Annotated in this window: 19 protein-coding genes; 11 read left to right on the plus strand and 8 right to left on the minus strand. The window is 56.3% G+C overall.

Going from position 1 to position 17,432, the window contains the following annotated elements; genetic code table 11:
* Positions 1-73 precede the first annotated feature (73 nt).
* From I9182_RS03460 to dusB, 3 genes are read right to left on the minus strand one after another with little or no spacing between them, the layout of a single operon-like run.
* Positions 74-1,441 (minus strand): response regulator, encoded by a 1,368-nt coding sequence (locus tag I9182_RS03460; RefSeq protein ID WP_209596513.1) that lies wholly within the window; start codon positions 1,439-1,441, stop codon positions 74-76.
* A complete protein-coding gene (locus tag I9182_RS03465) occupies positions 1,441-2,529 on the minus strand; it encodes an ATP-binding protein (RefSeq protein WP_209596522.1) in 1,089 nt (362 codons plus the stop codon). Before I9182_RS03465 ends, I9182_RS03460 begins: the two co-directional genes overlap by 1 nt.
* Positions 2,526-3,455, minus strand: coding sequence for a tRNA dihydrouridine synthase DusB (gene dusB, locus I9182_RS03470; protein ID WP_245222466.1), 930 nt, complete (start codon positions 3,453-3,455; stop codon positions 2,526-2,528). Before dusB ends, I9182_RS03465 begins: the two co-directional genes overlap by 4 nt.
* On the opposite strand from dusB, the gene I9182_RS20360 reads away from it, so the two are divergent.
* The 5 genes from I9182_RS20360 (at position 3,442) to I9182_RS03490 (ending at position 7,171) form a co-directional block, all read left to right on the plus strand.
* Positions 3,442-3,660, plus strand: coding sequence for a hypothetical protein (locus I9182_RS20360; protein WP_245222467.1), 219 nt, complete (start codon positions 3,442-3,444; stop codon positions 3,658-3,660). The two genes, dusB and I9182_RS20360, sit on opposite strands and share 14 nt — an antisense overlap.
* Positions 3,661-3,690: 30 nt before the next feature.
* Positions 3,691-4,821 carry a bifunctional 2-C-methyl-D-erythritol 4-phosphate cytidylyltransferase/2-C-methyl-D-erythritol 2,4-cyclodiphosphate synthase gene (locus tag I9182_RS03475; RefSeq protein ID WP_209596526.1) on the plus strand — a complete coding sequence of 377 codons (1,131 nt, stop codon included), beginning with the start codon at positions 3,691-3,693 and terminating at the stop codon, positions 4,819-4,821.
* Positions 4,818-5,315, plus strand: a complete 498-nt coding sequence (locus I9182_RS03480; RefSeq protein ID WP_209596528.1) for a phosphatidylglycerophosphatase A — start codon at positions 4,818-4,820, stop codon at positions 5,313-5,315. Before I9182_RS03475 ends, I9182_RS03480 begins: the two co-directional genes overlap by 4 nt.
* Positions 5,312-5,779: a CinA family protein gene (locus I9182_RS03485; protein WP_209503757.1), complete on the plus strand. Its 468-nt coding sequence runs from the start codon at positions 5,312-5,314 to the stop codon at positions 5,777-5,779. Before I9182_RS03480 ends, I9182_RS03485 begins: the two co-directional genes overlap by 4 nt.
* A 210-nt stretch (positions 5,780-5,989) precedes the next feature.
* Positions 5,990-7,171 (plus strand): ammonium transporter, encoded by a 1,182-nt coding sequence (locus I9182_RS03490; RefSeq protein WP_209596529.1) that lies wholly within the window; start codon positions 5,990-5,992, stop codon positions 7,169-7,171.
* Positions 7,172-7,296: 125 nt separating this feature from the next.
* On the opposite strand, the gene I9182_RS03495 is transcribed toward I9182_RS03490, so the two are convergent.
* From I9182_RS03495 to I9182_RS03505, 3 genes are read right to left on the minus strand one after another with little or no spacing between them, the layout of a single operon-like run.
* On the minus strand, positions 7,297-8,652 hold the full coding sequence (locus I9182_RS03495; RefSeq protein WP_209596531.1) for a HAMP domain-containing sensor histidine kinase: 1,356 nt from the start codon (positions 8,650-8,652) through the stop codon (positions 7,297-7,299).
* A complete protein-coding gene (locus I9182_RS03500) occupies positions 8,652-9,311 on the minus strand; it encodes a response regulator transcription factor (protein WP_209503754.1) in 660 nt (219 codons plus the stop codon). Before I9182_RS03500 ends, I9182_RS03495 begins: the two co-directional genes overlap by 1 nt.
* Positions 9,312-9,349: 38 nt before the next feature.
* Positions 9,350-9,949 (minus strand): PepSY domain-containing protein, encoded by a 600-nt coding sequence (locus tag I9182_RS03505; protein ID WP_209596533.1) that lies wholly within the window; start codon positions 9,947-9,949, stop codon positions 9,350-9,352.
* Positions 9,950-10,158: 209 nt separating this feature from the next.
* Here I9182_RS03505 and I9182_RS03510 point away from each other — a divergent pair, with 209 nt between their 5' ends.
* Positions 10,159-11,205, plus strand: a complete 1,047-nt coding sequence (locus I9182_RS03510; RefSeq protein ID WP_209596536.1) for a hypothetical protein — start codon at positions 10,159-10,161, stop codon at positions 11,203-11,205.
* 236 nt (positions 11,206-11,441) lie between these two features.
* Here I9182_RS03510 and I9182_RS03515 read toward each other — a convergent pair whose 3' ends face one another.
* Together I9182_RS03515 and I9182_RS03520 are read right to left on the minus strand one after the other, a co-directional pair.
* Positions 11,442-11,627, minus strand: a complete 186-nt coding sequence (locus I9182_RS03515; RefSeq protein WP_209503751.1) for a hypothetical protein — start codon at positions 11,625-11,627, stop codon at positions 11,442-11,444.
* Positions 11,628-12,094: 467 nt separating this feature from the next.
* Positions 12,095-12,595, minus strand: coding sequence for a helix-turn-helix transcriptional regulator (locus I9182_RS03520; RefSeq protein WP_209596537.1), 501 nt, complete (start codon positions 12,593-12,595; stop codon positions 12,095-12,097).
* 851 nt (positions 12,596-13,446) lie between these two features.
* Between I9182_RS03520 and I9182_RS03525 the strand changes: the two genes are divergently transcribed.
* The 5 genes from I9182_RS03525 to I9182_RS03545 all read left to right on the plus strand — a co-directional run bounded on the left by I9182_RS03525 (position 13,447) and on the right by I9182_RS03545 (position 17,420).
* On the plus strand, positions 13,447-13,623 hold the full coding sequence (locus tag I9182_RS03525) for a Flp family type IVb pilin (RefSeq protein ID WP_209503749.1): 177 nt from the start codon (positions 13,447-13,449) through the stop codon (positions 13,621-13,623).
* Between the two features lie 135 nt (positions 13,624-13,758).
* Positions 13,759-14,718: a Flp pilus assembly protein CpaB gene (cpaB, locus tag I9182_RS03530; protein ID WP_209596539.1), complete on the plus strand. Its 960-nt coding sequence runs from the start codon at positions 13,759-13,761 to the stop codon at positions 14,716-14,718.
* 8 nt (positions 14,719-14,726) lie between these two features.
* Positions 14,727-16,265 carry a Tad domain-containing protein gene (locus I9182_RS03535; protein WP_209503747.1) on the plus strand — a complete coding sequence of 513 codons (1,539 nt, stop codon included), beginning with the start codon at positions 14,727-14,729 and terminating at the stop codon, positions 16,263-16,265.
* A gap of 13 nt (positions 16,266-16,278) precedes the next feature.
* Positions 16,279-16,776 (plus strand): TadE family protein, encoded by a 498-nt coding sequence (locus I9182_RS03540; protein ID WP_209503746.1) that lies wholly within the window; start codon positions 16,279-16,281, stop codon positions 16,774-16,776.
* Positions 16,773-17,420 (plus strand): TadE/TadG family type IV pilus assembly protein, encoded by a 648-nt coding sequence (locus I9182_RS03545; RefSeq protein ID WP_245220402.1) that lies wholly within the window; start codon positions 16,773-16,775, stop codon positions 17,418-17,420. Before I9182_RS03540 ends, I9182_RS03545 begins: the two co-directional genes overlap by 4 nt.
* Positions 17,421-17,432 lie beyond the last annotated feature (12 nt).

Consider the following 17,432-nt stretch of genomic DNA (forward strand, 5'->3'; position numbering starts at 1 on the left):
TTGTGCGGCTTACCGCCATATGTCGTGATCTTTTCCCGACAGATGCCGGGATGCCACGGTTTGTGTGGCGATATTACATCAGTTTGCGGCGCCGTGTCACCTGTATATCGAGATCTGTTATCTTTTTTCGCAGCGTATTTCGGTTAATCCCCAGTAAATCAGCACATTTTGCCTGGTTCCCACCAGTTGCATCCAATGCGATTTCGATCAGCGGGGCCTCAACCTCACGCAAAATCCGCTGATAAAGGCCCGGCGGCGGCAATATATTGCCGTGCAGATCGAAATACCGTCGCAGGTGACGCTCGACCGAGGTTGAAAGCTTCTCGCGTTCGCCGCCGCTCAGAACCGGCGCAGCCTCAGGCTGGCTGCCCAACACCATTTCCACCTCGGCCTTCGAAATCTCATCTGCCCGGCTGGTCAGCCCCAAACGGCGAACGGCGTTTTCCAGTTGCCGGACGTTCCCTGGCCATGAATAGCGCCGCACCAACTCAACCGCTTCCGGGCTGAGCCACCGCTTGTTTCCGCTTTCCTTCTCTTCCCGGGCCAGGAAATGTTCGGCCAGCAGTTGAATATCGTCGACCCTTTCACGCAACGAGGGCACGTGGATCGTCGCCCCGCACAAACGATAGTACAAGTCCTGACGGATACGGCCGTTTTCCATTCCATCGGTCAAGTTTGTCTGGCTGGTTGCCATGAAACGCGGAACATGATCGCCGGGCGTGTCCATCATACGCACCACGCGGGCTTGAATTTCATCGCCGATATCCGCGATTTCATCTATCAGCAGCGTACCGCCACGCACCCGCGCCATCACGCGGGCCGGGCCCTCCAGATCGCTTAGGTCGGCTGCGGTGACTGTGACAAAGGGTAATGTACGCCGATCCGAAAAGTCGTGAATTGCCCGGGCAATCAGCGATTTACCCGTTCCGCTTTCACCCGAGATCATAACCGGCAGGTCGGTGTTCATCACGCGGGCGACCAACCGATACAAAGCCTGCATGACTGGCGTGCGGCCGACCAGCGGCAGCTCATCCGGACGCTCACCACCTGCCTGTATGGGTTCCGGCTGTGCGTGCTGCTTCTGATCAAGCGCTCGCGCCGTGCGTTTCATCAAATCCGGCAGGTCAAACGGTTTGGGCAGATAGTCATATGCGTCAGCCTCAGCCGCCTGAATCGCGGTCATGATCGTGTTTTGCGCGGAAATCACGATAACCGGCAATCCAGGGCGATCCTTTGCGATCTTCGGCAGCATTTCCAGACCGTTGCCATCAGGCATGACAACGTCCGAGATCACCACGTCGCCTTTGCCTTCGCCGACCCAACGCATCAGGGTGGTCAGCGAAGACGTTGCGTGCACCTTGCATCCGGCCCGCGTCAGCGCCTGAGTCAGAACGGTGCGGATTGTGCGGTCGTCATCCGCAACCAGTACGGTGCCATCCATCAGGTGCTCTCCTTCTTGTGCTCTGTTGCATCTCGCGGCGCGCGGCGCAGCGACAGTTTGAAAACGGTGCGGCCGGGCACGGAGTCGGCCGAAATCCAGCCGTCATGGTCGGAAACGATCTTGCTGACCAGCGCCAGTCCCAGACCGGTGCCGTTTTCCTTGCCCGACACGAACGGGTCAAAAATGTCACCGCGGATATCCTCGGGCAGGCCCGGACCGTCATCGATGATCTCGATCTGCAACGGCAGGGAATGACCCGATCCATCACTTCGGCGCAGGCGGAAGGAATGTTCGAAATACGTGCGCAGACGGATTGTTCCGCCCTGAGGCCCCGCGGCCTCGGATGCGTTTTTCAGCAGGTTCAGAACCACCTGAAGAAACTGGTCCGGATCGCCATAGGCCAGCGGCAATGACGGATCGTAATCCTCGATGATTGTCATATCCGCGCCAAATCCCAGCAGCGCGGACCGCCTTGCACGGTCCAGTACATCGTGGATATTGACCGGCCTGAGGTCCGGTTTCTGCAAGTTGCCGAATTGCTCGACCTGTTCCAGAAGCTTCACGATCCTGCGGCTTTCGGCCACAATAAGGTCTGTAAGTTCAAGATCCTGTGACGAAATATTCATGCTCAGCAGTTGCGCTGCACCGGTAATCCCGGCCAGTGGGTTCTTAATTTCGTGCGCCAGCATCTCGGCCATGCCAATCGCCGACTGCGCCGCTGACTTGACCGTGTTGCCCAAGGTCATCCGGCCCGCCAGTTCACGAGGCGATATGATCATGATCATCGACCCCGGATGCCCGACCAGAGGCGCGATTTGCAACGCACATTGCAAGGGTGCACGATTCCCAGAACCCGCATCCACGTCATTAACGAACAGTGGCGTGCCTTGCGACCGGGCGCGCAGGAATGCTTCCTCAAGCGGCGCGTCAACGGCGATCTGGTCCCATACCGGATGCCCGATTACCGACCGGCGCGAGGCATTCAAAAACCCCTCGCCCGCCGAATTCACATCTGCGATGCAGTCGTTTTCATCAATAATGAAAGCCGGAACCGGCAAAGAGTTCCAGATGTTGGCGTTGGAGTTCATGCCGCCGCCTCGCCCGTTTCGGCAATTGCATCCCCAAGAAGGCGCAGGACATCATCCGTGTTGCGCGACGTCAGAACCGCCCGGCGCAGCGGCGCAGGGGTTGCGGCCTGATCCATATACCATCCCAGATGCTTACGGGCGACACGCAGGCCCAGATCGGCACCGTAGAACCCCAGCATCGCCTGATAATGCGTGCGCACCATGTCGATCAGGTCATTCCCGACCGGAATATCCGGCGCATCCGCCCCGTAAAGGTCGTGACTGATCTGCGCCAGAAGCCAGGGTTTACCCTGCGCGCCACGCCCGACCATGACCCCATCTGCACCAGATTGTTCCAAAGCGGTTCGTGCGGCAGCTGTGTCTACAATATCTCCGTTCGCAATGACCGGAATCGACACGGCCTGTTTCACGGCCTGGATCGCGCTCCAGTCAGCGCGCCCCTTGTAGAACTGGCATCGCGTGCGTCCGTGGATCGTAACCATCTGAACGCCTACCTCTTGTGCACGGCGCGCAACCTCGGGGGCATTCAGCAGGGTGTCATCCCACCCCAGACGGGTTTTCAATGTCACCGGAACGTCAACTGCACTGACAACGGCCTCGATCAGCGTCAGTGCGTGGTCCGGTGTTTTCAGCAGGGCCGAACCGGAATACCCATTTGTTACCTTCTTGGCGGGACACCCCATGTTGATGTCGATCACCCGCGCGCCCCGATCAGCAACCTGACGCGCGGCCTCGGCCATCCAATGCGCCTCGCGCCCTGCCAGTTGCACAGCTGTGTTTTCCACATCGGCGGACAGTTCGGCGCGTTCCCGCACTCCGGGTTTGGCCTGCACCATTTCCTGACTGGCGACCATTTCGCTGACGACCATGCCGGCGCCAAAGCGCATAACCAGATCCCGAAACGGGCGATCCGTGATTCCGGCCATCGGGGCCAGCAAAACCGGCGGTGTTAAGAGTTTGTCAGCGAAGCGCAAAGTCAACGTGCTTAATCCTTGGGCAGTTGCAGTTCTGATATCGAATTCTGCGCATATGAACAACAAAACGACGCGCAACAAGCCTGCAAAACCATCAAATGCCTATTTTTTAATCACAAGACCATGGGTGATTGCCTCTGCAATCACCGCCGCCTAAACAAACGCAACAAAATGGAGGGCGCCCGGCATGACCACAGCTGCCATCATAGTCGCCGCAGGCCGCGGCCTACGCGCCGGGGGCGACGTCCCAAAACAGTGGCGCAGCCTTGCAGGCCGCCGCGTGGCAGACTGGACAATCGATCGGTTCCGCGGACAGGTCGCCCATATCGTTCTGGTCTTATCCGACGAAGACACTCTGGCCTGGGAGGAGTTTCGTAACAACGATCTGATCCTCGCGACGGGCGGCACGGATCGCGCGGGTTCTGTGCGCAACGGTTTGAAGGCCCTGACACATCTCGAAGTGACGCGCGTCTTGATTCATGACGTTGCCCGACCTTGTGTTTCGTCGCGCACCATTCAGGATGTCTTGACCGCATTGGATGCACATCAGGCCGCAGCCCCCGGACTGGCGGTAACCGATGCCTTGTGGACAGGACAAGACGGGGCCGTGACAGGCACGCAAGACCGCAGCAACCTGTTTGCGGCACAGACACCGCAAGGCTTTCATTATGACACCATCTCCGCCGCCCATGCGGCGCATCCGGGCGGTGCTGCCGATGATGTTGAGGTTGCACGCGCTGCGGGGGTAGATGTCTGCATCGTACCGGGCGATGCGGACAACCTGAAGATCACTCACCCCGAGGATTTTGCCCGGGCGGAACGCATCATGGGAATGGATATGGATGTAAGACTTGGCAACGGCTATGACGTGCACCGGTTTGGCGACGGGGATCATGTGGTCCTTTGCGGTGTGAAGGTTCCCCATGATCGCGGGTTGCAGGGGCATTCGGATGCGGATGTCGGGATGCATGCTGTAACCGACGCGATTTATGGCGCATTGGCGCAAGGCGATATCGGACAGCATTTTCCTCCCTCGGATCCGCAATGGAAAGGTGCCGCCAGCGAGATATTTCTGCGTCACGCGGTCGAACTGGCCGGACAGATGGGGTATCGCATCTCGAACGTGGATTGCACGCTGGTCTGTGAATATCCGAAGATTGGCCCTCACGCCGCTGTCATGCGCGAAGAAATGTCCAAAATCATGGGCTTGCGGGCCGATCAGGTCTCGGTCAAGGCCACCACGTCCGAGCGTCTGGGCTTCACCGGTCGCGGTGAAGGCATCGCATCGATTGCGACGGCCTGTCTGGTGAAATCATGAACGCGGCGCAGTTGATTGGTACCGTTGGCGGTGTCGGATATATGCGCCCTGCCCCCGGCACCTGGGGTTCGCTGGCCGCGCTGCCGATGGCTTGGGGCCTGCACACGCTGGGGGGATTCCCATTGCTGGCAATCGCGACACTGGTGGTGTTCGCAGGCGGCCTGTGGGCCACGCGCGTGATGACCGACGGTCAGGACGATCACGACCCGTCGGAAATCGTTATTGATGAGGTTGCAGGCCAGTTCATTGCACTCTGGGCGATCTCATATCCGTCCTGGGCGCATGGGATCGACATAACCGCCCTCTGGCCCGGTTGGGTTGCCGGGTTTGCCCTGTTCCGCCTGTTCGACATCACCAAACCTGGCCCCGTCGGTTGGGCAGATCGTCGCGGCGATCCTATGGGAGTGATGCTGGACGACGTGATTGCGGGTATTCTCGCAGCCATTGGCGTGATGGTTCTGGCAGGCATCGCACACGGGATTTTGGGCCTATGAACGTGCCCGACCTGCTGAACCGCGCCAAAGCGCAGGGCGTTATGATCGCCACAGCGGAAAGCTGCACCGGCGGTATGGTCGCTGCGGCCCTGACGGATATACCCGGCAGTTCGGCTGTCGTGGATCGGGGTTTTGTCACCTATACCAACAGGGCCAAACAGGACATGCTGGGTGTGTTGGCAGAAACCCTGGAGGCTTTCGGCGCAGTGTCCGAGCAGGTCGCTCGCGAAATGGCCGAAGGCGCATTGCGCAACTCACAAGCGCAGCTTGCCGTCGCGATTACCGGCATTGCCGGGCCGGGCGGGTCTGAATTTAAACCCGAAGGGCGCGTATGTTTCGGACTGGCCAGAGAAGGCCGGGAAACCCGGAGTGAAACGATTGAGTTTGGCGCGCAAGGGCGGGATGCGGTGCGCCGCGCCGCGCGGGACCATGCGCTGGCGTTACTTCTGACTGGACTTTCATAACACGCACGATTTTTAGGCATTATCTGCCCACAGCCGCCAAAACTGTCATCACTTGAACAAAAGGTGACAAAACAGGCGCTCATTTCGGGTGTTGCCTCTTTTTTCCTCACCTGCCCTCCGCTTCAAGGCTCTGCACATACACTCACTCGACCCCGGAGCGTTGTCAGATGACCTGCCCGGGAAACCATGCAGGGAAAAGGAGAGCGGCCCATGAATGGAGCCGATACAGCCTGGATCATTGTTGCTACAGCTCTGGTCCTTTTCATGACGTTGCCGGGGCTGGCCTTGTTTTACGGCGGGCTTGTACGTGCCCGAAACGTGCTCAGCGTTTTTATGCATTGCTTTGCCATTGCCTGTTTGATGAGCATTCTGTGGCTGGTCGCCGGGTACTCCATCGCCTTTGGGCCCGGTGAAAGTGGGCTTTGGGGTGGTTTGGGCAAGGCTTTCCTCAACGGTGTTGATGTGGACAGCCTTGCTGGCACTCTACCGGAAATCCTGTTCTTTGCCTTTCAGATGACCTTTGCCATCATCACCCCAGCCCTGATCGTGGGCGCATATGTCGAACGGGTGGGCTTTGGCTTTGTGCTGACCTTCTCGGCGCTGTGGATGCTGCTGTGCTATGCGCCGGTGGTTCACTGGATCTGGGGCGGTGGCATGCTGGCCGATGGAGGTATTTTGGGCGACATTGGCGTGCGTGATTTCGCAGGTGGTATCGTGGTGCACGAAACCGCTGGTCTGGCAGCCCTGATCATCGCCGTCATCCTTGGCCCGCGCCGAAACCGCACGACCCCGCCGCATAATCCCGGCTACGTCATGGTCGGCGCCGCGATGCTGTGGGTCGGCTGGTTCGGCTTCAATGGCGGTTCGCAACTGGCCGCGGACGGTGGTGCTGCGATGGCGATGACCGTTACCCACCTGTCCGCCGCAACCGCCTCGCTGACATGGGCGCTTTGGGAACGCATCCGCTTTGGCAAAGCCTCGATGGTGGGTCTTGTTACCGGAACAATTGCAGGTTTGGCCTCGATCACGCCCGCTTCGGGTTTTGTGGGTCCGGTTCAGGCCCTTATCATCGGCGCTGTTGCGGGCGTTCTGTGTCAGGAAGCCGTCAGTCTGGTGCGCAACAAGCTGAATATCGACGATACGCTGGACGTGTTCGCGGTACATGGCGTCGGAGGCATCTTCGGCACCATCATGATCGCCGTGTTTGGCCTTGGCACATGGACCGCACAGTTGGGCGGGCTGGTTATCGTGGGTGTCTTTACGGCAGCTGTCACGATAGTTCTGGTCAAGGCGGTTGCACTGATCACACCACTTCGCGTAAACGCCGAGACCGAGACAAATGGCCTCGACCTCTCGGTACATGGTGAGCGGGCCTATGACATGAGCAGCTAAGCCCACCTTGGCTGCCTATCGCCCGTAGGGGCAAAAGCGGACCTGTCACGGGTCCGCTTTTCTTGTTTTCGCATCTTGTCCACGTACGACACACCCAAAACACCCTGAACCTTCAGGGCAAATGATCAGCCTGACGCAGGATGCGCATTGGTTCCCTTCGGAATTACGATCCGGCATTCCAGACCGCCAAGCGAGTTGGATGCACCCAGATCAAGTCGACTGTCATAGGCCTTCAACAAATCAACCGCGATGGCCAGCCCAAGGCCACTGCCCGAGACAGAGGTATCCAGCCTCCCCCCCGATCGCAGTGCCTCGCGGTGAGCGTCCTGAGGAATTCCCGGACCATCGTCGTCAATCACAACTTCAATCCCGTTCTGGGTTCTCCCAGCCGTCAATCGGACCTTGGATTTGCACCATTTGACCGCGTTGTCCAGCAGGTTGCCCAAGACCTCTTCGATATCCTGCGCGTCCATTCGCACCCAAAGACCGGGGTCGCGTTCAATTTCCAATGACTTTCCTTCGCGCTCGGCCATGGTCGTGAACAGACGCGCCAGTCGATCAATCGAATGAGACAGTTCGGTACGAGAATGGGTCAAGTCCGCAGTATTCAGCGCCCGCATTCGGGCAAGCGACCGGCCCAGCTGCGCGTCAATACGGTCGAGAGCTTCCACAGCGGTCTCCGTAGAACCTCCCGCTTCGGACAACAGCAACAATTCGTTGCGCATGATCGCGGTAGGTGTTTTCAGGGCATGAGCCAAATCTGCCGCCTGACGACGTGATCCCGATACAATTTCCCGGTTTCGGCGCAAGAGCTGGTTCAGATCCTCGACCAGAGGAGAGACCTCTTCAGGATAATCACCTGGTTTAAGGTCTTCGTCCCGATCCCAACGGTGCGCCACATCCGACCTTAGCTTTCTGAGTGGTGTCAGGATGATTGACGTCAGAAGTAGCGATCCAACGACACCGATCAGACCGACCAGCGCAAAAACCGGAAGCAGGCTTTGTTGTGCAGCGTGACGCTCTGCGACAAGCTGGGCCTGACTTTCGGCAACGCTGACCCCCCAGACCGTACCGTCCTCATAGGTAATTTTCTGATAGGCTCCTCGTAAAGCTTCGTTTTCTGGACCACGAGTATTCCAAAGCGTCGTTACATCAGGGGTGCCAGGGGGTTCGGCGATGACTCCGTCGAACAGGGAAGCCGACGTAAAGATTTCGCCTTCGCTGTTGCTTACTTGCCAGTATCGGCCAGAATACGGTGTGCCATAGGCTGGATCGAACATCAAATCGCGCAGCGCATCCGGGTCATGGGTCGTGACGCTCAACCCAACGACCAGTTGCGTGTGACGATCAAGCAATGCGGTATCAAACCTGTCTGAAACGCGGGCATTGATGAACGAGAACACGGCCAGCGTACCGACACCCACTGAAAGGGCACCCGACGCGGTCCCCCCCAGTAGAGCCCGTTGACGCAGGGATAACATCAGGCGGAGTCGATCATGTATCCGCGGCCCCGAATCGTTGTGATCAGATCAGGGCCAAGTTTTTTGCGCAGACGGGTTATAAAGACGGCAATTGTGTTCGAATCCCTGTCCCCGTCGTATTCGTAGATATGCTCTGACAGCTCGGTCCTTGAAATCATACGCCCAACATTGTGGGCGAGATACGTGAGAACAGCCAGCTCCTGCGCAGTCAGGTCGATTGGCACACCATCCGCCGTTACACGCCCGTTGCGGGTGTCCAGCACAACATTTCCCATTTCAACGACGGGATTCAACTGACCGCTCTGCCGCCGCAGAATGGCGCGGACCCGCGCTGCCAGTTCGGGCATATGGAACGGCTTGGTCATGTAGTCGTCCGCGCCCGCGTCCAACCCGTCGACCCTTTCGCTCCAGCCATCGCGGGCCGTGAGGATCAGCACAGGTGTCTTGATACCCGCACTGCGCCATTCCCGCAGAACTGAAATGCCGTCGCGTTCCGGCAATCCAATATCGAGGATGATCATGTCATAAGGTTCTGTTGCGCCCAGATGCAAAGCTTCTAGGCCGCTGTTCACAATGTCCACGACCCGACCTTCAGCGTTCAACAGTTTCTTGATCTGCTCGCAAAGGTGCGGCTCGTCTTCTGCCAGTAAGACTCTCATACTTGGGAATTATAGGCGCGCGATTGGCAGTTTAACCATTACTTTTTGCCACCGCCGTTGCCGCCACCGTTTCCACCACCGTTGCCGCCAGAATTGCCACCACCGTTACCACCGCCATTGCCACCGCCATTGCCACCACCGTTACCACCGGAGTTGCCGCCGCCTTTACCTCCGGAGTTGCCTCCGCCATTGCCACCAGAGTTGCCGCGACCGCCACCACTGTTCCCGCGGTTGCCGCTTTGACCACCATTTGCTTTGGCTGAAGACTTGCCTTGAGATCTTGCACTGGCCGAGTTTCCAGGCGCAGATTTTGCCGCTTCCGAGATTTGTTTTCCGATTTTGGACCTGTTGGAAACGACGACGCCGGTTTTTGCGTTAACAATAACACTGACAATCTTCCCGTTCGGTTTTTTGACCAGTACTCGGTAGTAAACTTTGTCGGCCTGAAAAGCACGCGCATCAATGGGCGTGCCGCCAAAGACCTGCTCGACCCCTTTGATGACTTTTTGCAGACGGATTGCGTTGCCAGACGTTGTCGCTTTGCGCAGCTCTGCCTGCTTCAGCTCACGAACGGCTGAATTGCCTTCTCCGGGCTGGAGAAAGACAATAAGAAACATGATGGTTAAGAGCTTTCTCATCTTCGGCACTCTTTACTGCGCAACCACCTACACAATCTACCGATTTCAACATGAACTGGGGATGAACGACCAGTTTGGCGTAGGTTCAATGATGATCGGTTTAGATAGCACCTGTCAGATCTTGATGCCGGCAAGCGGTTTCCCTGTGTGCGAATCTTGGAAAACTATGTCGGACCACTGAAACACGCCTTCGATTTACGAGGAACGCTATGAAAACCAATATGACCGGCTTGCTGAAAGCCTCTGCACTCGCAATCGCAATGTTAGGCTCCACCGCAATTGTTGGCGCGATTGCATTTCCTGACGTGGCTTATGCAAAAGATGGCAAAGGCGGCGGTAAAGGAAACGGCGGTGGCAATGGTGGTGGTAACGGAAACGGCGGTGGTAACGGTGGTGGCAAAGGAAACAGCGACAGTGCCGGAAAGGGCAAAGGCAACAGCGGCGGTAATGGCGCGACCAAAGGTGGCGGTTCGAAATCCGCCGGCAAGTCAGGGCGCACAACCTCTGGCGCAAAGGGCTCGAAGTCAAAAACCTCGAAGGGAAAATCGTTCTCTTTGAAAGAACTGTTTACCGGTAAGAAGTCTAGGAAAACTCAGACCAAAACCGCACCGGCCGCGCACACTAAAAAACCTAAGGTTCAGATCGAGGAAACGGACCTGACCGAGACCCGCAAGAAGGGGAATAAACTGGCTGCCGCGCTGGGCGTCCACCCTTCGGAACTGGGCGCACTGAACGCAGCCAACGCAAGTGAGAAGGCCCTTCAGAACGCCGCCCCGAATTCGCGCGTCGGTCGTATTGCAAATTATCGCGATACAGTTCTGGCTGGCGAAAGTATCCGCGCAGAACTTGCTGAAAAACAAGAGCTTCTGGATGAGATGACTCCACCAGATCGTTCCAGTGAAGAAATAAACGACGACCTAGAGGATGCTCTGGCCGATGTTCAGGAAAAGCAGGACATCGTTGATGATCTTGAACAGCAGCTGGCCGACGCGGGAGGCACCGATCCTGATATCGAGGACGCCCTTCAGGCAGCAAACGATGATCTGCAGGCTTCAAAAGACACGGCAGACAACCTGAATGCCGAAAAACAGGCCGCCTTGGAATACGAGGAAGCCGTGCAAGACGTCGAAGACCTGGCAGATGCCGTTGAGCAACAGTCACTCGATGAGCGCGCGGCACTGGAAGACGCAGCGAACAAACCGGTCACCGATGAGGTTGAGGCTGCTGTAAAGTCAATGCTTGGCCTGGATAGCTAACGGCTTTTGTCCTCGTTCTTAGGAAGTGGGCAAAAGACCGGGCCAGCTAAGTGTTTACCAGCCGTTTGGCTGGCCCGACTTTCTTAAAAAGATACCGGTCCACCAGGGTGCTTGGCACGTATGTCCTTCGCACGTTGGCATTGGAACTTGAAAAAAGATTAAGCCCGCTCCATTTCGGAGCGGGCTCTAATTTTCCTGACCTTGTTGATCTGGAAGCCTATCGGACGTTCTGATTTTCAGAAGTCCCGGTTCGCCTCTTCAAGTCGCTTGTTATTAACAATTTCCGATAGTGCATTTTCGATAGGAGGGAAGCGACTGCTGCTCGAATTCGTATTGTTTGAAACTTCACCGTTCATGACGGGATCTTGGGGTTGCATTGTCGCACATGCATACGGCGCAACCTCAATAGCAGTCTTGATCATGCTGTTCCCCTTCCATTCAACCGGACGTGGTTTGCCCGGCCTGTGCGATCAGTATGCCCCGAACCAGTTGAACACTCAGAGAATACATTGTTCACATTATGTTAATGTTGTCGCGAAATCATGAACAACGACTAAGTAATTAACAAAAAAGGATATTATTTCGCCAACAGATACAATCAGGCTGGATGGACAAAAAAATCAAGCACTCTCTCCCTACTCCGTAAGGTTGTTTAACCCAAGCAAAAGCGACATACGTCTATGGCGAGCGAGTCAGGTTTCCTATACCGAAATAGGGGGTAAAACTGCGGCCGAAAAAGAAATTTACGAAACAGCCGACGAAATTGCGACACAGTTCAGCGGTTGTTCGATCTGCGCGGCACCATTAAGGGCGTGACCATGACGGCGGATGGATCCCTTGACAACCAAAACGGTCTTCAGGTCGTCCCGGTAGCAATACATTCGGTTAACTAACCCGCGATCTGAGCAAAACCCCTGTCAGCATCAACGTTTCGGTTTAACAGATGCAAAAGCTCGACCTGGCTCGTCGCCCCTGTCTTGGAAAAAATGGAACTTAGGTGCGAACGAACTGTTGTCGGGCCAATAGACAGAGTCTCCGAAATCGTCTTCACAGTCATTCCCTCTTTCATCATCGCGCACACCCGAAACTCGCATCTGCTGAGGTCGGCCGGATTGTGTGGATCAAGGATCGGGACAAAGCGATTGTTGCTGTTGAATTTGGACCGGTGACTCCGAAGAACCTCGGAACAGGCAGCAACCGTTCCGGGCAAACGTTTGCCCCAGCCAGAAGATAGTGTTGGTGCCAGAGCAGTTAGCAGATCCAATTCGCAGGCCTGCGGGCGGATACTGTAATGCAGTTCAATGTAATCGACTTGCACCCCAGTTACGTCCAGCGGAATTAGTATAACCTCCACCAGCCCTTCAGGCCTTTGAAGCCGATTGTGGGTCATTGATGTTGTGTCGGAAAACACCAGATCTGATAGTTTCCATACAGAACCCGGTTTCGCAGTTGATATACTATCCCCAATTACCAACTCTGCCTGTGTATGCGGCTGTGAAGGCCAGATTTTTCCCTGCTGGACGCAGCAGCGCGCAATATGCTTGGCTTTCCTATCCTTTTTGGACGTTCTGACAATTAGAACCGCATCAGCGTTTGCCAGGCACATTAAACAATTTACAGCCCTTGATAGGGAACCATTACCGCATAGGGCCTGAGTCCACTCAACAACGAAGTTCAGACTCTCCCTCGCCTGAGCGCTCTTTAAGAAACTCACACTCATAACAATTAACCATTCAACAAAACAGACCGACCCAACAAACAGGTTCGGCTTACAACAACAAATTTGAACCCCTCAGGTAGTCTCAGCAATCGGAATTATCAGCTTGTCTGCGGGGCAATATTTTTTGGCAAAGTCTTCGAGTGCAAAATAGTTATTTGTTTTTATTATATTTTTCTTTAGCTCATCATCACTAAACCTCGCGTCGCCATCCAGTGAACGCCTAGTCAGTCAGCAGAAATCAACACCCGTCTCGCTCACAATTCCGATCCCACGCCTCTCATTGTTTCCGAAAATAAGCGATTCGGAATTTGTTAATATGTTGTTAATTCAGGGTTAAAAGTATTCGCCCCAAAGAGCATTTTTGTTAGCATGTTTCAATTATAGAGTGTATTTCACTTACCTTTGAAGGAAGGCACCTAAATCCCCCGAACCTATTCTGATCCCCGAGCTAATGCATTTTCGCCTGGCTTGCGCTCAGAAATACAGAGCGCTGAAAACGTCTAACCTATTTGGGGGAAATAATGACTAAATTCATGAAGAAGTTCGTTAAGAATGAAAGCGGTGCGGCAATTGTCGAATATGGCCTGGCTCTTTTGGTCGTGGCGTCGATTGCAGTTGGCGCATTCTCGTACCTGGGCACCACTACCAACACAAATGTGACTGGTGCATGCGCTGCTCTGGGTAGCGCGACCTGCTGACCCAAACACACTTACCAAAATACAGAGTTCTGCGCCGCCGCGCCACTGTTGCGGCGCAGAGTTCACCGCCAGGAATTTCGCGAAAGCAGGACGACCGAAGTTCCATATTTCAGAACGTAATTGTTGGAGAGAGTGATGCGTATCAGGCCAATCATTTCTACACTGTTTGGAATTGCGATAGCGTCCGGTTCCGTTTACCTGGCGAAGGATCACATTCAGTTTAAGACAAGCACTGCCGGTATCTCACCAGATGCCGATCTGGTTGAGATCTACGTGGCCCGATCAGAAATCGCTTTTGGCCAAACGATCGAAGCGCACGACGTCACAATTCACCCCTGGCCGCGCGAGGCGCTCCCGGCCGGAGTTTTCACGGACATTGATGTACTTGTTCCAAACAATCGCCGTCAGCTGCGGCGCGCCAAGGGCCGGTTCTATCCCGGCGAAGTAATGCTTCTTTCCAAGGTTTCGAACTTTGGAGAAAAAGTCACCCTTGTTCAGAAGTTGGGTGAAAACACACGCGCCATGGCGATTGAGGTCGATGCTGTAACGGCCGTGGGCGGTTTTGTTACCCCGGGCGATCACGTTGATATCGTCTTGACCCAAGGTGCCAAGCAGGACCTGCGCGCGGTCACCATCTTGCAGAATATTCGCGTCATTGGCGTGGACCAGCAGTCGGAAGAATTAAGCGATCAGCCGGAGGTCGCCCGCACAATCACGGTGGAAGTGACCCCGCAGCAAGGTCAACGTCTGGCCCTGGCTCAAAAGGCCGGAACACTAAGTTTGACACTGCGCACCCTGGACAGCGTCGAGGATGAACCCATGGAAATGGTTCGCCTGCGCGATCTGTTGCAGGAAGAAGGGCCGGTAGAAAAGGTTGATATTCAACCCACTGTAAAGCTGCGCCGGGGAACCGAGACCGAGGTTGTGACCATCCAGCGGCAACAGGAAGAAGCGGAACAGGCAACAGAAACTGCGCCCGCCGCCGAATTGCAACCTGATACCCAAAAAGATGCGCAGCTTGCGCCGGCATCCACGACGCCACGCGTCAAACCCCGCATTCGCCCAATCAAAGTCAGTCAGACACCTGGCCAATAAGTTCAGCCATGCAAACACGCGCCATCATATCCGCATTCGCCCAAGAGGAGAACGGCACCGTCGCGATCCTGTGGGGCACTGCCTTGGTCGCATTCCTTGGGTTCTTTGCGATCACACTGGACGTTGGCCGGTTGAATTCGACACATGCAGAGCTTCAGTCATTCGCCGACAACGTAGCTTTGGCCGCAGCGGGAGAGTTGGATGGCCAACCGGACGCGATTACGCGCGCCACAAATGCAGCAGCAAATCTTGTCAGCGACAGCCAGACATTCGCCAACGGGGCGACCACGCTTTCAGGATCGTCGGATTATACCCTCCTGTTTCACTCGGCGCTTCCGGCATCGGATCTGACCCCGCTTGGCGCAGATCTTACAACCGATCCACGAAAGGCCAGGTTCGCGCAGATCGTGTTGACACCCAAGTCCCTGACGATGAGCCTGGCTTCGGCGCTGGACAAAATGCTTGGTGGGGCTGGGTTTTCTGCTGCCAGCGTTTCAGCCGAGGCAGTGGCCGGATACTCGAAAGCGGCGTGCGATATCTCACCCCTGATGTTCTGCCTGCCCCCGAATTGGGAATCCACTTTGACTGTGGGCGACCAGATTCTGTTGCGCAGTGGCGGCAACGGAACGGCCTGGGGACCGGGTAACTTCGGCTTTATTGATCTGGCGAATTTTCAAGACAGCTCGGGTGTATGTGCCGACGAAGGGGGCAATAAACTGGCCTGTCTGATCGCGGCGCAAAGCCAGATCACCCAGTGTGTTCTGACCAATGGTCTGAACACCGAACCCGGCCAGAAAAACGGCATTACCAATGCTGCGTTCAACGTCCGCTTTGACATCTACCGCTCGGTTCTCAACGGTGAGAAGAACAATATCGATTTCGCGCCCGCACCGAATGTTATTAAGGGGATTGAAAGCAACGGTGGCGGCGCTTGCATTCAGGGCAATGAACAGACGACCCCTGATACAACCGGTCTAGGGCGCGATCTGTGCATGACGGCAGGCACCTGCGGTGGAAACAACCGTTTCGGTGACGGCAACTGGGATCGAACCGGGTACCTTAATCGAAACCACGATCTGGCAGATGGGATTGCCGACGGCATCGGCAGCGACACACATCTGCCACCACTGTCCGGGTCGGATACCGTTTTTTCCGGGACGCGGTATGGAATGTATCTGAGGGAAATAGCCTACGGGAACACGAACCCCTACGCGGCACCGAACGCAAATTCCATTCTTGACCCTTCACTTGCCGAAACCGGCCGTCCAATGTGTTCCAGCCAGATGTCCAACGACCCGGCACGGCGCGTTGTAACAGCTGCCGGTATTGATTGCGCGCTGAACCCAGTATCTGGTTCGACAACTGGGGTTCCGGTCACCAAATTTGTTGCCGTGTTCCTGACTGAACCGGTCGGTGATGACGGTGGCTCACCCCCCAGTTTCGACATCCACGGAGAGGTCGTCGGTTTCCCCGATGTGACCGGCGTTGGCAGCGGCGGCAACGGGTTTGGCGGCATCTTTCGCGACGTCGTACAGTTGTATCGGTAGGGGCTGAGGGTTCATGTGTATTCGCCTCAAATCCCCTTTCAAGCGCTTCGCCAAAAGCGACGATGGAGCGATCCTTGTCGAGTTCGGCCTCGTCATGCCGATTATGCTGCTGCTGTTGGCGGTGACATTGGAATCCGCACGCCTTATGTGGTCGTACCAGTCGGTCATTGCCGGTGTCCGGGATGCCAGCCGCTATATGTCGCGCGTCACGCCCTCGGATATCTGTTCGTCTGGCGGAACAGTCGCGGGGCTCAGCACAACTCTGAAAGGGATCGTCGAGCGTGACATTCATGGCAACAGCCTGTTTCCGCCCAGCATAACCGTCAACTCGGTAACACCCAGCCTATCCTGCGTGTCCGGCACGTATCGCATGAACCCGGCGCCCGTCGGTCAGGTAAGCGCCAATATCACCGTTCAGTTCCCGTTGGGGGGCATACTGAAGCTTTTCGGCAGCGGCGCGTCATCGATAACCACCGACGTCGCTGACACATCGCGGATATTTGGCCAATGACAAGGTTGCGGAATAATCGCGCCATCTGGCGCCAGGTCGCGGACAAGATGATGCGCGACCAAAATGGTGGGGTTCTTGTCGAATTTGCCGTGGTGGTGTCCTTGTTTTCCTTCCTGTTCCTGGCATTGCTGGACTTTGGTCGGCTGTCATACAGCGGAGTGAACGCGCAGAAGGCGGCACAGCTGGCGGCGCGCATCGCTGTGGTGCGCCCTCCGGCGTGTCCGGGTGTGCCACAGACCCACACGCGGGGAACATCCGCGTTGTCCCCTCGCTTTGGCACCCCATGCAATGCGTCGACTGGCGTGTGTGCCGACCCGGTAACGCCACCTTGTGCGGGTGACGCTACCAACACCACAGCATCTGAAATCTGGGGGCGCATCAACCCGTTGCTGCCCCCCGGCACGACGATTGATGCCTTGCAGTTTTCCTATGATTTCAATTCCAATCTGGGCTTCCTGGGTGGCCCTTACACACCCATGGTCACGGTTGAGCTGAACCTGAATGATTTTCAGTTCGTGTCGCCGCTGGCCGCGCTTGCAAACGCTGCGGGCGCAACCAGCAGCACAATTCCTTCAACAGCCGGGTTTTCCAATTTCAGCGTTTCGCTGCCTGCCGAAGATCTGGCATCAGGAGAGTCAGGTTAATGGTTAAGAACG

Source organism: Ruegeria sp. HKCCSP351, assembly GCF_017872535.1.
GTDB lineage: Bacteria > Pseudomonadota > Alphaproteobacteria > Rhodobacterales > Rhodobacteraceae > Ruegeria.

Bases quoted from the DNA above. Each gene is read 5' to 3' on its own strand.
- I9182_RS03460 (WP_209596513.1), bottom strand. From the start codon at position 1,441: ATGGATGGCACCGTACTGGTTGCGGATGACGACCGCACAATCCGCACC.
- I9182_RS03465 (WP_209596522.1), bottom strand. From the start codon at position 2,529: ATGAACTCCAACGCCAACATCTGGAACTCTTTGCCGGTTCCGGCTTTC.
- dusB (WP_245222466.1), bottom strand. From the start codon at position 3,455: ATGGCCGGAATCACGGATCGCCCGTTTCGGGATCTGGTTATGCGCTTT.
- I9182_RS03475 (WP_209596526.1), top strand. From the start codon at position 3,691: ATGACCACAGCTGCCATCATAGTCGCCGCAGGCCGCGGCCTACGCGCC.
- I9182_RS03480 (WP_209596528.1), top strand. From the start codon at position 4,818: ATGAACGCGGCGCAGTTGATTGGTACCGTTGGCGGTGTCGGATATATG.
- I9182_RS03485 (WP_209503757.1), top strand. From the start codon at position 5,312: ATGAACGTGCCCGACCTGCTGAACCGCGCCAAAGCGCAGGGCGTTATG.
- I9182_RS03490 (WP_209596529.1), top strand. From the start codon at position 5,990: ATGAATGGAGCCGATACAGCCTGGATCATTGTTGCTACAGCTCTGGTC.
- I9182_RS03495 (WP_209596531.1), bottom strand. From the start codon at position 8,652: ATGTTATCCCTGCGTCAACGGGCTCTACTGGGGGGGACCGCGTCGGGT.
- I9182_RS03500 (WP_209503754.1), bottom strand. From the start codon at position 9,311: ATGAGAGTCTTACTGGCAGAAGACGAGCCGCACCTTTGCGAGCAGATC.
- I9182_RS03505 (WP_209596533.1), bottom strand. From the start codon at position 9,949: ATGAGAAAGCTCTTAACCATCATGTTTCTTATTGTCTTTCTCCAGCCC.
- I9182_RS03510 (WP_209596536.1), top strand. From the start codon at position 10,159: ATGAAAACCAATATGACCGGCTTGCTGAAAGCCTCTGCACTCGCAATC.
- I9182_RS03515 (WP_209503751.1), bottom strand. From the start codon at position 11,627: ATGATCAAGACTGCTATTGAGGTTGCGCCGTATGCATGTGCGACAATG.
- I9182_RS03520 (WP_209596537.1), bottom strand. From the start codon at position 12,595: ATGACCCACAATCGGCTTCAAAGGCCTGAAGGGCTGGTGGAGGTTATA.
- I9182_RS03525 (WP_209503749.1), top strand. From the start codon at position 13,447: ATGACTAAATTCATGAAGAAGTTCGTTAAGAATGAAAGCGGTGCGGCA.
- cpaB (WP_209596539.1), top strand. From the start codon at position 13,759: ATGCGTATCAGGCCAATCATTTCTACACTGTTTGGAATTGCGATAGCG.
- I9182_RS03535 (WP_209503747.1), top strand. From the start codon at position 14,727: ATGCAAACACGCGCCATCATATCCGCATTCGCCCAAGAGGAGAACGGC.
- I9182_RS03540 (WP_209503746.1), top strand. From the start codon at position 16,279: ATGTGTATTCGCCTCAAATCCCCTTTCAAGCGCTTCGCCAAAAGCGAC.
- I9182_RS03545 (WP_245220402.1), top strand. From the start codon at position 16,773: ATGACAAGGTTGCGGAATAATCGCGCCATCTGGCGCCAGGTCGCGGAC.